Below are 13050 nucleotides of genomic sequence, written 5' to 3'. Positions count from 1 at the left end.
AAAATGTCCGTTTAAATAATTACTTAACTGTCTTTACAACCACAGCCGTGCCCATGCCGCCGCCCACACAAAGTGAAGCAACGCCATATTGACCATTTTGCTTATGCAGCTCGTGAACCAGCGTGACTAAGATTCGGTTGCCAGATGCACCAAGCGGGTGTCCTAGCGCGATAGCACCACCGTTAAAGTTCGCTTTATCTTGAATCGCGTTAACTGGAACTTGGTTTGTTTCCGCCAACTGATGAATCACGCCAAGTGCTTGCGCTGCAAATGCTTCGTTTAACTCGTAAACGTCGATATCATTTACTGTGAGTTCTGCTTTTTCGAGTGCTTTATTGACCGACTCAACAGGACCTAGGCCCATGATCTTCGGATCAAGACCCGATTGCGCGTAGCTTACGATCTCAGCAAGCGGCGTTAATCCATGCGCTTTAACTGCGCTTTCAGACGCCACGATAATCGCACTCGCTCCATCGTTAATGCCTGATGCATTACCCGCAGTCACAGTGCCTTCGCGGTCAAAAGCAGGACGTAGCTTGCTTAAGGCTTCCATTGTCGCGTTCGCTTTTGGGTATTCATCCGTATCAAACATCACGGTTTCACGGCGTTGCTTTACTTCCACTGGCACAATTTCGTCTTGAAATTTGCCAGCTTCGATAGCGGCTACCGCTTTCTGTTGGCTAGACAGCGCGTATTCGTCTTGCTGCTGGCGAGTTAAGCCGATTTGTTTTGCTACGTTTTCTGCCGTCACACCCATGTGATATTGGTTGTAAACATCGGTTAAACCGTCCGCTACGAGCAGATCTTTTAGCTCCAGATTGCCCATTTTGTTGCCATCACGAATGCTGCTTGGTGCAGCAAACGGAATCTGAGACATGACTTCAACACCCGCTGCTACAACGATCTCAGCATCGCCACTACGGATATGGGACACGGCATCCATGACCGTTTTCATGCCACTACCGCAAACCATGTTTACGCCATATGCAGGAACAGATTCAGGAATCCCCGCAAACAGTGCCGCTTGGCGGCCAACACCCATTCCTTGACCTGCACCAACAACGTTGCCAACAATCACTTCGTCAACCTTGTCGCCAGGCAACTTTGCCGCTTCCAACGCGCCTTTAATCGCTACTGCTGCCAGATCGCCAGCAGAAGTATTTTTCAGGCTGCCACCAAAAGCACCAATTGGAGTACGCTTCGCCGCTACGATAAATACTTTTTCCATCATCTTCTCTCCTTAGTGCATGTATAGGCCGCCGTTCACCGACAAAGTCTCTCCGGTGATGTAGGCGCCCGCATCGCTGACCAAGAAGCTCACTGATGCTGCAATTTCTTCTGGTGTCGCAAGACGTTTCATTGGAATTTGGTTCGTGATGGATTCCAGCACTTCTGGCTTCATTTGCTCAACCATTGGCGTACCCGTGTAACCCGGAGCGATAACATTAACTGTCACACCCGAGCGAGCACCTTCGTATGCTAAGGCTTTAGAGAAACCGATCATCCCAGCTTTCGCCGCCGAGTAGTTTGCTTGACCAAACTGCCCTTTAAGACCATTGACTGAAGAGATATTGATGACACGACCACCGCCTTTTTCGCACATTGCTGCAAAGAGGGGTTGCGTAACGTTGAATAAGCTATTGAGGTTGGTATTGATGACATCATTCCAAGCTTGCGCAGTCATCTTTTTAAACACGCCATCACGTGTGATTCCTGCGTTGTTGACAACAACATCAATGGTTCCTTCCTCCCCAAGCAATTGCGCCAATTTCTCTGCACACTCTGTCGTGTTTGTTACATCCAACTCAAAAAGGCGAACCTGATCTTTGGTAAACCCTTTGCTGTTGAACCACTCCAGCGCACATTCGTAGTTACCTGTGAAATAAGTAGCGATTACACGGTAACCGTCATTGACTAATTGAGAGGAAATAGCAGAACCAATTCCGCCTTTTGATCCAGTGATCAAAGCGACTTTCTTCATTGAAGACTCCATTCTTAACGGCATTTAAAAAGCAAACTTAATACACTGATGAAATAGTTCACCAACTGACGTGTTTATTTATTCTTTTGACAACCAATCCCGTGCTGCCTTTATTTTAAGTTAACCTAGAAATATTACATTTCAAATAAAAAACTCACCCAATTGCATAAGATTGATTTAGATCTCATTACCCGTGAAATGTTATAAAATGGTTAACTTTACATAAGTCATTGTTTTAAATCACACTTCCACAAAAGCTACACCAACAGAAATAGAAACATAATTATTAAATATCATGCACTTACATACAGAATGGTAGACGTTACATTATGTCATGATTTAAGATCTGAATTTTAAGCCTATATGATTACAACAAACTTGAGATTAGAATAATAATTCAATTATCAGTAAAAATAATTATCAAACATATCATTTAATTACTGCATTTAATGATAATTTAGTTATCAATTCGATTATTTTAATACAGTGATGATTAATACCGATAAAATATAATAAATTAAATATATTTAATCTAAAAATGATATAAGAGCTTGTCTCATACTGGTGCAATACGCACTATTATGACGCATAGATTAAAATATAATTTCATTTTAAATTTATATATTCGAAGAACATCAACTAGCTACTAGTGAAAGTAATCGTTCGCTTTGTAGTAGCATCCTTTTCCACTTTGCACTATCTTTGTGGCTTCTCTTTAATCACTAAATCATCAACAGATATGAATCTTGCATTGCTCAGTATGTTCATCCCTACTTTCTTTTTTGTCTCAATCACGCCTGGTATGTGCATGACTCTCGCCCTAACGTTAGGTATGAGTATCGGTTATCGTCGCACGTTATGGATGATGATAGGAGAGCTTCTCGGTGTTGCGCTGGTGTCAGTCTCTGCGGTGTTAGGTATCGCTGCGATTATGCTCAATTATCCTTGGATGTTTATCGCGTTAAAGTTCATTGGTGGCGGTTATTTACTCTATCTTGGAGTTGAAATGTGGCGGTCGCGAGGGAAACTTGCGATTAATGTCGACAACTTAGAAACACCAAAGAGTGACAATATCGCACTGATCATGCAAGGCTTCGTTACCGCAATCGCAAACCCAAAAGGCTGGGCATTTATGATTTCTCTTTTACCGCCTTTTATAGACCAAAACGCAGCACTTGCACCGCAACTGATCATACTTGTCTCCATTATTTTACTGTTTGAGTTCATTTGCATGTCTCTGTACGCTACTGGTGGTAAAGGGTTGAAACACGTATTAGGTCAGTCTAAGAATGTACGCCTAATGAACCGTATCGCAGGCACTTTAATGATGGGAGTTGGTGTCTGGTTGCTACTAAGCTAAGGCAAACTGGAAACAATGAAAAATATTCTGAATAAAATCGCTAAAGTCATGGGTGAAGTATTGGACTTTCAAGCCCGAGTTTGGGTTGTGAACGTCTATAGCGGTGAGCATAAAGGCGAGTCTTATGTCGTTAATGAAGATGCTTTCTCTGTACCTCTTCAGTGGATGAAGAAGAAAGGCTACCAAGAGTCAATGTTGAATAAAGTCGAAGCAATGAAGCGCTCACAAGTCTTAGAGTTCGATTTGGGACTTGTGAAACATCGCTTGATGCGCGTGAAATAAGCACAAAAAAGCGCCACTCAAGATGAGTGGCGCAAGCACTTTTACCTTAAACATAATGCTACGGCGCAGCGTCGATCTCAACTGGAAGATAATGTTTCGGCTCCAGTTTCAACCACTCAGGCAGCACAGTACCAATCGAAATCGAAGACCATGTACCCGACAGAACGCCAATAAACATGGCGGTTGAGAAACCAGCCAAAGGCGCTCCTCCCATAATCCATAATGCACCAACAGTGATCAATGTCGTACCAGATGTCACCATAGTGCGTGAAAACGTCGCGATAACAGCTTGGTCATTGATGTCTTCTGTTTTCCAACTCTGTTTCGCAATCAACAGCTCACGGATTCGGTCTGCAATGATGATCGAGTCATTCAATGAGTAACCTAAAATTGCTAACACCGCTGCAAAAACGGTTAAGTTGAACTCCATTTGAGTAATTGCAAAGAAGCCAAGCACTAAGATCACATCATGGGCCAAAGCAAACAGTGAACCACTCGCTAAACGCCACTCAAAACGGAAACACAAGTAACCGAGAATACTCAACACACAAATCAACAATGCTAAGCCACCTTGTTCAAACAAGTCTTGGCCAACTTGAGCGCCAACTATACTGTTGCTGACAACATCAACTTGGTGAGAGATTGGCTTCAACACCTCTTCTACACTTGGCAACGTTTGTCCATCTTCCGGCGCAGAGTAACGAATCACCCAACGGCCATCTTCACCAGAGCGTGTCACTGACGCAGATTCACCAAGCTCTGGTTGCAGAACGTCAAGCAGATCATGGTTAGTTAGCTGCTTATCTACCTTTACTTCTGTCACCATACCGCCAGTGAAGTCCAAACCTAGGTTCAACCCTTTAAAGCCTAGAGCGACTAACGCAATCACCGTTAAAATGATGGAAACTAGCGTAGTAAAGTAGCGAATTTTACGAATATTTTGTTTTAGCATTTCGACCATGATTAAACCCTCACATCACGACGGGCATCGCGGCCCCAAATTAAATTGATCATTGCTCGAGAGGCAAATACGCCTGTAAACATACTGGTTAACAAACCTAATCCGAGTGTTAAGGCAAAGCCTTGGATTGGGCCATTACCGATGGCGTACAAAATCACGGCGGTGATCATGGTAGTAATGTTGGCATCAAGGATGGTCGAGAATGCGCTGTCAAAGCCTAGATCAATTGCTTGAGCGAAGCTGCGGCCTTCACGCATTTTGTCCTTAATACGTTCGAAAATAATAACGTTGGTGTCCACTGCCATACCGACGGTTAACACTAAACCGGCAATACCCGGAAGCGTTAGAACCGCTCCTGGTAACAAGGCGATTAAGCCAAGCAAACAAAGCATGTTGGCACAAAGCGCCACGTTTGCTACCCAACCTAAGCGGCGGTACCAAAGTGCCATAAAGGTCAGTGTTAGTCCCATACCTAAAGCCAGTGCTGCAAAACCGTTTTCAATGTTTTCTGCCCCCAGAGAAGCACCGATTGTTCGCTCTTCCACAATAGTAACCGGCGCAGTTAGTGAACCCGCTCGAAGTAATAGCGCTAACTGCTGTGCATCGTCCATGCTACCAGCCCCAGTAATACGGAACTGGCTACCAAGTTGAGATTGAATAGTTGCGACGCTGATAACTCGCTCACTACGCTCAGTTACACCGCGATCGTTTGTTTTGTACTCTCGGTAAACGGTCGCCATTGGCTTGTCGATGTGAGTTGCTGAGAAGTCACTCATTTTCTTACCACCAGCGTGGTCAAGAGAAATATTTACCTCTGACATGCCCATTTTGTCGACACCAGCACGAGCGTTCACGATGTGCTCGCCCGTTAGAACTGGTCGTTTTGCCAAAATCACAGTACGACCGTCATTATCTTGAAGAACAAGATCTTGGCTGCTGTGTGCTTGGCTCGCATCTTTCACTTCATAAAACGCCAAGCTTGCTGTTGCACCAATAACGTTTTTCGCTTGAGCAGGATCTTGTACACCAGGGAGCTCAATTCGAATGCTCTCTTTACCTTGGCGTTGCACTAGTGCCTCTGTGATACCAAGTTCTTCAATACGACCACGCATGATCTTCAGGTTTTGTTGAAGAGTCGACGATTGAAATTCTTGGATATTTTGTTCACTCGGTTCAAGCACAAAGCCACGAGATGAACTTTTTGAAATCCAGCCCGGGTAGTTTTGACGCAAGAACTTGTTCACTTCCGACAATGCTTGCTCGCTGTCACTGTTTACCGTAATTCGGTTGCCACTTTCTGCTCGAACTTGAACACCACGAACACGTTGATCACGTAGATTCGCTTTGATTTCATCAATCAACGCATCACGTTGTTCTTCAAACGCTTTATTCACATCAACATTCAACAGAAACTGAACGCCACCACGAAGGTCAAGACCGAGCTTAATTGGGCTAAAGCCCATCTCATTCAACCATTCTGGCGCAACCGATACGTATGAGAAAGTGATGCTGTCGTCTTTATTTAGCTCTTTGTTTAACAACGCACGAGCTTTACTTTGCGCATCTTCACCATCGAATACAATGGTTGTTTTGCCGTCTTTTTCGATGATTTTGTCGGCTGAAATATGGTTGGTTTTTAGCAGTTGATTCAGATGAACAACCGACATTTCACTGTTGTTTTGATCCGCAAACGTCAACTGGATAGAAGGCTGTTCGCCAAACCAAGTTGGTATAGCACTTAGGGTTAAAATAATGACTGTCGTGATTAATACGACATATTTCCAAGCTGAGTAGTGATTCATCAGCTTTCTGTTCTTTTGCTGCTTTGGTGTTTTTTTCATGTAAACATCATCCCTTCACAATGAAGTGAAGCTTTTAATAACAAGGCTTAACACACGACAGATGCTCCCAGGATAAATTCAGGGTATGACATGCTCAGAACGCTCACGTCCTGTCAAATACAATCGTCGTGTTAAGAGTGCACAATGGTGCAAATAGATGGTGTTTAGGCAGAAAACTGACTATTGAGTGCGACGTACATAGCATTGGTATCTTTCCAACCAGAAATGCGATGATCGCTTGTGAAATGATAAAATGTGGACTGGTTGTGACGCCAGTTAATGTCCATCAAGCTGTATGCGTAACCCGCATCAGCGTAAAACGGAGTAGTGAGATCGCCGACAAAATCTACGTGCTCGTCATCAAGCCCTTCCCGTAAGTAAGACGTCCAGCGCTGAGAGTTAAACAAAGCAACGGAATCGAGACTTGCATGGCCTTCAGATACTGGAGATTGAGAGCTTTCTTCTGAAACTTCAGAAAAATCGACGGAAGAGTTTGGCGATACACTTGCGGCTACAAAAGGTTGTAGCTTAGAAAAGTGCGGTACGTGAGCCTTGTGGTCGATTTGCGCAGCAGATACATGCACTGGTAGCAATACCATTGCAAATAGCAGCAAAATCAACTTTCTAAGGTAAATCCAAGGCATAGGAACTCACTAAAAACACAAAGAGCCAAGTTAGGTCACTTGACTCGTTGATAGTATTCCTATTGATTATGGTTCACAACTAAAAAGTTATAAATCTCTGATTTCAGGTTTGCATCGTTATTGCATTTATCAAAACGTCTTTAGAGAACGAGTGTAATTGGTGGTGAGTTATCGATAAAAAATATCGCCCTTATCAACATCTAAGTAGATCTTATTCTCTTGCTCCAAACCGCCACAATAGATGAAGTAAACGTTGCGCTTTTTGAACGTCACAGAACGCACCCAACCCCCGAGCTCCTCAAAATCACTCGGATCACAGGTTTCATCGTCTAACAATTGCTGTGTTTTCTTACGGAAAATATCCAAGTGAACTTTTAAATCATCCGACTTCTGTAGGTATTCATCCAATATCTCTAAGCGCTCTTGCTCTTTAATAACTGGCTCTGCATCCGATAACCCTTCAGCATTCAACCATTCGGCTTTTTCTTCTCCACCCTCTTCATAGACAAGATAGCCGGAGATTCGGTACCACCCATCTACTTTTTCTAACACCGATACTTTTTCTCCCTTATAGAGCGTATCGACAACTAAAGCATTAAGGTTAGGCTTGTTGTAAACATTGACACGACGCTCAATAACGTAGTACTCGGTAACTTCCGGGGGAGCGGCTTCTAAATCCAGAATCGGTTTGGATGTTTCTTTTTGCAGTGACGATTGCTCGACTTGTGTAGCCTTTGGTGCTTCAGGTTCATCTTTCTGCATAAAGAAGAAATAGTATCCAGCCCCCGCTCCGCCGAGCAACAGCATGACAATCAATGCGACGAGAATTTTCTTCATGCCCTTTTCCTTTTCATTCTTTATTCTTATCCCACCAGCAGCACGCATGTCGTAGAAATTTGGGTATATACTCAAAAGAGCAGGTCAACTAACGCGAGCAATAATGATCAACAGACTCAATTGGATACTACTATTTCTTCTGTTCCCGATAACGGGGCACGCCAATATTCAATGTAACCCATCGTCGTGGAATGACAATCTTACCCAATTCAATCGTTTAGAGTCCAATTACAATCAGCATGTTGAGGTATTCAATACACTTTTAACCGAACATAAACAGCGTCAGTTATTGTCCGAAACCTTTTCACTGCATGAGCTCGTGCTACTTTGGCGTGCCAAGTCGAACCAAAATGTGTTCAAAGCGCAATTAAAAGCATCGATTCAATACAAAGAAGAGCTCACAACTAAAGCGAACCAGCTGCTTAAATTGAGCACACAATCCCAATGGTCAGCAAATGGGTGGGAGATACTGGCCCAAAAGTGCCGCGAGTCAAACAAAATAGCCAATCAAATAACCGCGGAATGGTATAACACCAACGCTTTGGAACTTGCTGAAGATTACAAGAGCCTCTCTTCACAATATCAAACTCTGTCACAAGTCTATGATAAAGAAGCTCGAGCGCTTCAATACGCTCAAGATGTTTCGAAGTAAAAACAGAGCCAGTTTTGAATAGACGATGTTGGTTTTTCACTCCAATATTGGACGTTATTCGTGCTTTTTATCTTTCCTTAGTCGTGAATGATATCAAATGTAAATAATGGGATTGTTCCCTTTGACAAACTTGACTAAACCATGACCAAGACAATCAATTTATAGAGACATACGTCACATTAATGCTTTACTTATGGACATTTTTTGGTTAGTTTAGCCATTAATAAAATTTAATAAAAAGTCACATTTGGCTGGAGATGATGCTACAAACATGGTTATCAATCGATTAAGTAACAGGGAATGTCCTAATGCTACCAAAGCCAAGTTTTTGTCAGTAGTTAGGCACGTAAAAGAGTTCGGTTCAATCAGTGATTTGGATCTGTGTAAAATCTTCGGAGAAACAATATGGAGTGATGGGAGGGAATACCATTCAGCCGCGTTCTCATTCAAGGTTGATAGATACACAGGTAACTGTGAAATCTCACAATACAAAAACCAATAAGGCTTAAGAATTTATAAAGCGGAGTCAGGAAACGGACTCCGCTTTTTTGATCATGGCAATCGTAAAGTCGTGCTCGGAGTATCCCTCAATCAATCGTGTATTCGGACACAGCAACCGACAATAGCGAAAGACACCTTCTTTATTGTGCGACGCTAACATTTTCATGCTAGGTAGTTTGGATTCATCCAACAAGTTAAACACACAACCTTTCTCTGTCGCTCGGTACATTTTCTCAATCATTTCAATGGTGTGATTTGGGTTGGTGGATTGATAGTTCAATGATCCGGAAGCAAAAACAAAATCGCAACGAGACAATACCAACGTTGAAAAGTCACCGCATATAAACTTACTTTGCGTGCGAAAATCTCGTTTTCTGGCTTCAGAGATAAACTGTTTTTGCTGATCAATGCCAATATAGCTTTGAGGAAGCCCCCCGTAAGTTCGATAAACGCTAACAAGTCTCCGTAGCCGCACCCAATATCTAAAATACTTGAACCGTCTAACGTTAACCCTCGGCACAACGCCTCAAAACGGCTGATCTGACTATACTTATCTGCCCATCCCAGAGTTCGGGCTCTGTCTTTACCAAACTGTCTATATCGCTTTCGATGATAGTGGGCAATCTTAAGTCTATCGAAAAATTTCATCTTTCTTATGCATAAATCGGCAAACTGCCATTTCCTTTCACTTGTCTAATCGCCAGGTGGGTATGAATATCTTTCACATTTTCTAATCGCTGTAACTTTCTAGTAAATGTTTCATAACCAGCGAGATCTTTACTGACCACCTCTAACAGGTAATCATAGGCCCCTGATACGACATGGCATGAGATCACTTCATCCATCTCAACAACGGCATGTTCAAACTCATCAATCGAAGAAGCTTGGTGGTTATTTAAACTCACTTCAACAAATACAGTCATCGCGATGCCTACAGTATCTCTGGACACAATAGCTCGATAACCACTAATTACACCTTCCTGCTCCAAACGCTTAATGCGTCTTGCACAAGGTGATGCCGACAGCCCTACTTGGTCAGCAAGTTCTGCCGTTGTCAGAGTGGCATCCTTCTGCATTAGGTTGATAAGTTGCCTGTCAATTTTATCCATTTATTCTTCCGTGCCTTTAATCACCAATAATTAACACTTATACGTAATTTATCACCAACATCAAGCCTAATTACGTCAAACTTTGCCTCCCTTTGGCAAGAGTTTTATTCAACAATTAACACATCATTTACAAATGGACATGTCGATAATGATCTTGGGATACGCATCTATATTAACGACCTTACTGCTTTGGTCTGGTTTCTTTATTTCTTTAAAAGGGGGCGCAATTTCTGCCTTGCAGCCAGCCGATATCGCGTTAGTTCGCTTTCTAATCCCAAGTATAATTTTATTACCATTTGTGATTAAGCATAAACAGCCGCTGCGCGTAGTGCCTAAACGCTACCTGGTTGGTGTTGTGGTTGGAAGCGGCCTTCCCTATCTTCTGGTCGTCGGAACGGCTATGCATTTCGCTCCCGTGGCGCACGGCAGTGCATTAGTACCTGGCACTTTGCCATTGTTTGTTTCTGCTATCGCGGTACTTTGTTATCAACAGTCGCTGAGTGCTCACCGCTTAATCGGGCTTTCTACGGTGCTGTTAGGGATTTTCGTATTCCTTCTTTCTAATAGCGGCGCAGAGTACAACTGGTCTCAATTACAAGGGCATATCCTGTTTCTAACTGGCAGCATCATGTGGGCTGCTTTCACCATCAGCGCTCGTGTCGCCAATCTTAATGCACACGTCTGTGCAGGATTCGTTGCAATCGCGTCTTTGGCTCTGCTCATCATCGCCGTTGGTTTCGGGTGGGTAGACAGTTATTTGGTGGTAACACCGTTCAGCCAGTGGCCATGGGAGGAGTTATTTGGCCACGCGATGCTACAAGGTGTTGGCGCAGGTTTAATCGCTTCTTTCACTTTCATTTATGCAATTAGGATCATCGGTGCCGAAGCCAGCGCTGCTTTTGGTTCATTAACTCCAGTCGTCGCGACACTTCTTGCCGTTCCAATTTTTGGTGAACAACCAGATTCTCTCACTTGGTTAGCGCTGATGTTGGTCACATGCGGCAGTATTGTGGCAAGCCAAATCTTTATGAAAGGTGGAATGAACCAAACTTATCGCCCACCACTTCACAGATAGCGATGATTTTACAAAAACTTATGCCTTACTATCTTGAATAACAAAATGGCGTTTTGATAGCCTCAGCTTAACTAAAAATTAAAACGCCAATGTGATGCCAGCCACTCATAGTAAAGATGAACTGCATAGGTTTCTCAAACCGGGAATGAAACTTTCTACTAATTTCGAATTTGGGCCTAAGGATCAATATACGTATTCCACCACCTATCTTGGGATGAAAGAAAATGCTTATTTGATTCTTGATATACCAATGCGTTTGCTTGAAGAGCAAGTGATGAGGAAACTCCCCAACGCCGATGTCATCGTGCGTGGTGTATCAGATACGGAGTTAGGCCATGTCATTGCGTTTAAGTCCAGCGTACTGACGACGACCGTTCGACCATCCCCCCTTTTGTTTATCCGCATTCCAGGAACATTTGCAACCAAACCAGTTCGAGAACATGAGCGTTACAAGTTGCAAATGGACTGTAACGTTATTCATGCAGGGAATGTCTACGACGGTAGCCTTATCGATTTCTCTCTAGCAGGTGTTGGTATATCAACCTTGATTGAGCCCGAATTCAACGTGGGTGAGAGTGTTACCATCGAATGCCCGTTAAGCCACTATATCGGAGAAGAAAATCGATGTGTCATTGCCAACATTAAGAAATTGGCGAAGGGATGGGTAGTTGGAATTAAGTTTGCTAGTTCCATTGAGATGACTCACGAACTAAAAACAGAGTTACTGGAGCAATCCTTTCTAACCAGTAACGTCTGAGCTTACTGCTCGCTAAAGCGCGTCGCCTCAAAGCTGTTGAGTATTCTGTGAACCGTATAGGTCACAAGCAGCGTCGCAACAATAGCAAACAAAATACTGCTCACGCGATACAGCGCACTGAACATTAAGTCACCATCCGGAGTAAGATATTGGCCGAACAAAATGCCTAATGTGGTTAAACCGCCAAATCCGGCTCCCGAACCGCTAGACTCTTTCACGTGCATATAACTGAACATCATTGCACCAATCCAAAGCAATGGGACGATAAACAATAAGGTATCCGACCAATCGTATAATACAAGTTGTCCGACAACACCAAAGGTCACCCCCATCAAGGTCCCCATTGCTCTTTTTCGCGCATACCCTAAAGCACCGTTCCAATGCATAGGAAACAATAAAAGTAAGGTTGTCGCCTGAGCAGACATAGAGTCACTGAGGTCAAATAGCTGGAATACAAGGAAAGACATTGTAGCGATACTCGCCCCCATAAGGGCTTCATGACGCATGCGATGACTCTGTTTAGGCTGCGACGGTTTCGCTGGTGGCTGACGAGGTTCCGCATCGGGAATCAAAAATGTCACCACATAAGCAACGATCACTGAAATAACATTCGCTTGCAGATTGCTAAATATTAGGTCATTTAAGTCAGTGGTTGGATAACTCGCAAAATGCAGCATGATGCTTAAGCTCAGTACGCTGTTCGCTCCAAATAAGAATAAGCTCCCTTTTGACATACAGGCGAATTTATACAGAAACAACCCGAATGCAATGATTGTCATCATGCCAGGGTGCCCACCAAATAACCCACCAAGAACACCAACTTCTAATCCACACACAACCGCTGAAAAAATCAGTTGTCGTGCGGCATGTAGACTCATGACTGGCACCATTCCAAGTAACAGCATCGGGGTTACAGTAAAGAACACGCCATAGTTCCAACCAAATATTTTACATAAAGTGAAACCAATGGTCGCACCAGTTGCAATGCGCAAACACTGCCGGAAGTCGTTTTCCGACATGGGGTGGTCCCATAACTTCATATCGCCTCCT

Annotated in this window: 13 protein-coding genes and 1 pseudogene; 5 read left to right on the top strand and 9 right to left on the bottom strand. The window is 43.4% G+C overall.

Going from position 1 to position 13050, the window contains the following annotated elements:
• Positions 1 to 19: 19 nt before the first annotated feature.
• A complete protein-coding gene (locus R7Z78_RS08355) occupies positions 20 to 1228 on the bottom strand; it encodes an acetyl-CoA C-acetyltransferase (RefSeq protein WP_031777157.1) in 1209 nt (402 codons plus the stop codon).
• 12 nt (positions 1229 to 1240) lie between these two features.
• Entirely contained in the window at positions 1241 to 1981 is a 741-nt protein-coding gene (locus tag R7Z78_RS08350; protein ID WP_005373555.1) for an SDR family oxidoreductase, read from the bottom strand.
• A 739-nt stretch (positions 1982 to 2720) separates the two neighbouring features.
• On the opposite strand from R7Z78_RS08350, the gene R7Z78_RS08345 reads away from it, so the two are divergent.
• Both R7Z78_RS08345 and R7Z78_RS08340 read left to right on the top strand, forming a co-directional pair.
• Entirely contained in the window at positions 2721 to 3341 is a 621-nt protein-coding gene (locus R7Z78_RS08345) for a LysE family translocator (RefSeq protein WP_021035942.1), read from the top strand.
• Between the two features lie 15 nt (positions 3342 to 3356).
• A complete protein-coding gene (locus tag R7Z78_RS08340) occupies positions 3357 to 3623 on the top strand; it encodes a hypothetical protein (RefSeq protein WP_017635186.1) in 267 nt (88 codons plus the stop codon).
• A 58-nt stretch (positions 3624 to 3681) separates the two neighbouring features.
• On the opposite strand, the gene secF is transcribed toward R7Z78_RS08340, so the two are convergent.
• From secF to R7Z78_RS08320, 4 genes are all read right to left on the bottom strand, one after another.
• Entirely contained in the window at positions 3682 to 4584 is a 903-nt protein-coding gene (gene secF / locus R7Z78_RS08335) for a protein translocase subunit SecF (RefSeq protein ID WP_169644413.1), read from the bottom strand.
• Between the two features lie 2 nt (positions 4585 to 4586).
• Entirely contained in the window at positions 4587 to 6425 is a 1839-nt protein-coding gene (secD, locus tag R7Z78_RS08330; RefSeq protein WP_169644411.1) for a protein translocase subunit SecD, read from the bottom strand.
• Positions 6426 to 6589: 164 nt separating this feature from the next.
• Positions 6590 to 7069, bottom strand: a complete 480-nt coding sequence (locus tag R7Z78_RS08325; protein ID WP_169644410.1) for a hypothetical protein — start codon at positions 7067 to 7069, stop codon at positions 6590 to 6592.
• 168 nt (positions 7070 to 7237) lie between these two features.
• Complete coding sequence (locus R7Z78_RS08320; protein ID WP_005373574.1) at positions 7238 to 7906, bottom strand: SH3 domain-containing protein; 669 nt, start codon at positions 7904 to 7906, stop codon at positions 7238 to 7240.
• A 103-nt stretch (positions 7907 to 8009) separates the two neighbouring features.
• On the opposite strand from R7Z78_RS08320, the gene R7Z78_RS08315 reads away from it, so the two are divergent.
• Positions 8010 to 8558, top strand: coding sequence for an ATPase (locus R7Z78_RS08315; protein WP_169644408.1), 549 nt, complete (start codon positions 8010 to 8012; stop codon positions 8556 to 8558).
• Between the two features lie 526 nt (positions 8559 to 9084).
• Here the strand turns inward: R7Z78_RS08315 and R7Z78_RS08305 are convergent.
• Together R7Z78_RS08305 and R7Z78_RS08300 are read right to left on the bottom strand one after the other, a co-directional pair.
• Positions 9085 to 9707: pseudogene (locus tag R7Z78_RS08305) on the bottom strand (class I SAM-dependent methyltransferase).
• A 5-nt stretch (positions 9708 to 9712) separates the two neighbouring features.
• Positions 9713 to 10168, bottom strand: a complete 456-nt coding sequence (locus tag R7Z78_RS08300; protein WP_005373581.1) for an Lrp/AsnC family transcriptional regulator — start codon at positions 10166 to 10168, stop codon at positions 9713 to 9715.
• 148 nt (positions 10169 to 10316) lie between these two features.
• On the opposite strand from R7Z78_RS08300, the gene R7Z78_RS08295 reads away from it, so the two are divergent.
• Both R7Z78_RS08295 and R7Z78_RS08290 read left to right on the top strand, forming a co-directional pair.
• A complete protein-coding gene (locus tag R7Z78_RS08295) occupies positions 10317 to 11243 on the top strand; it encodes a DMT family transporter (protein ID WP_169644446.1) in 927 nt (308 codons plus the stop codon).
• A 94-nt stretch (positions 11244 to 11337) separates the two neighbouring features.
• Entirely contained in the window at positions 11338 to 12000 is a 663-nt protein-coding gene (locus tag R7Z78_RS08290; protein WP_047101201.1) for a flagellar brake protein, read from the top strand.
• Between the two features lie 2 nt (positions 12001 to 12002).
• Here R7Z78_RS08290 and R7Z78_RS08285 read toward each other — a convergent pair whose 3' ends face one another.
• Positions 12003 to 13040 (bottom strand): DUF2955 domain-containing protein, encoded by a 1038-nt coding sequence (locus R7Z78_RS08285; RefSeq protein ID WP_054574592.1) that lies wholly within the window; start codon positions 13038 to 13040, stop codon positions 12003 to 12005.
• Between the last annotated feature and the right edge of the window lie 10 nt (positions 13041 to 13050).

It is taken from the genome of Vibrio sp. 1167, from assembly GCF_033340375.1.
Taxonomy (GTDB): domain Bacteria; phylum Pseudomonadota; class Gammaproteobacteria; order Enterobacterales; family Vibrionaceae; genus Vibrio; species Vibrio alginolyticus.
Note: the sequence above shows the minus strand (reverse complement) of the source record. Positions and strands in the feature narration are given on the sequence as shown.

Excerpts from the sequence above, each read along its gene's own strand:
- secF (WP_169644413.1), bottom strand. The coding sequence starts at position 4,584 with ATGGTCGAAATGCTAAAACAAAATATTCGTAAAATTCGCTACTTTACT.
- R7Z78_RS08340 (WP_017635186.1), top strand. The coding sequence starts at position 3,357 with ATGAAAAATATTCTGAATAAAATCGCTAAAGTCATGGGTGAAGTATTG.
- R7Z78_RS08290 (WP_047101201.1), top strand. The coding sequence starts at position 11,338 with ATGCCAGCCACTCATAGTAAAGATGAACTGCATAGGTTTCTCAAACCG.
- R7Z78_RS08350 (WP_005373555.1), bottom strand. The coding sequence starts at position 1,981 with ATGAAGAAAGTCGCTTTGATCACTGGATCAAAAGGCGGAATTGGTTCT.
- R7Z78_RS08295 (WP_169644446.1), top strand. The coding sequence starts at position 10,317 with ATGATCTTGGGATACGCATCTATATTAACGACCTTACTGCTTTGGTCT.
- R7Z78_RS08285 (WP_054574592.1), bottom strand. The coding sequence starts at position 13,040 with ATGAAGTTATGGGACCACCCCATGTCGGAAAACGACTTCCGGCAGTGT.
- R7Z78_RS08315 (WP_169644408.1), top strand. The coding sequence starts at position 8,010 with ATGATCAACAGACTCAATTGGATACTACTATTTCTTCTGTTCCCGATA.
- R7Z78_RS08355 (WP_031777157.1), bottom strand. The coding sequence starts at position 1,228 with ATGGAAAAAGTATTTATCGTAGCGGCGAAGCGTACTCCAATTGGTGCT.
- R7Z78_RS08300 (WP_005373581.1), bottom strand. The coding sequence starts at position 10,168 with ATGGATAAAATTGACAGGCAACTTATCAACCTAATGCAGAAGGATGCC.
- R7Z78_RS08325 (WP_169644410.1), bottom strand. The coding sequence starts at position 7,069 with ATGCCTTGGATTTACCTTAGAAAGTTGATTTTGCTGCTATTTGCAATG.
- secD (WP_169644411.1), bottom strand. The coding sequence starts at position 6,425 with ATGAAAAAAACACCAAAGCAGCAAAAGAACAGAAAGCTGATGAATCAC.
- R7Z78_RS08320 (WP_005373574.1), bottom strand. The coding sequence starts at position 7,906 with ATGAAGAAAATTCTCGTCGCATTGATTGTCATGCTGTTGCTCGGCGGA.
- R7Z78_RS08345 (WP_021035942.1), top strand. The coding sequence starts at position 2,721 with ATGAATCTTGCATTGCTCAGTATGTTCATCCCTACTTTCTTTTTTGTC.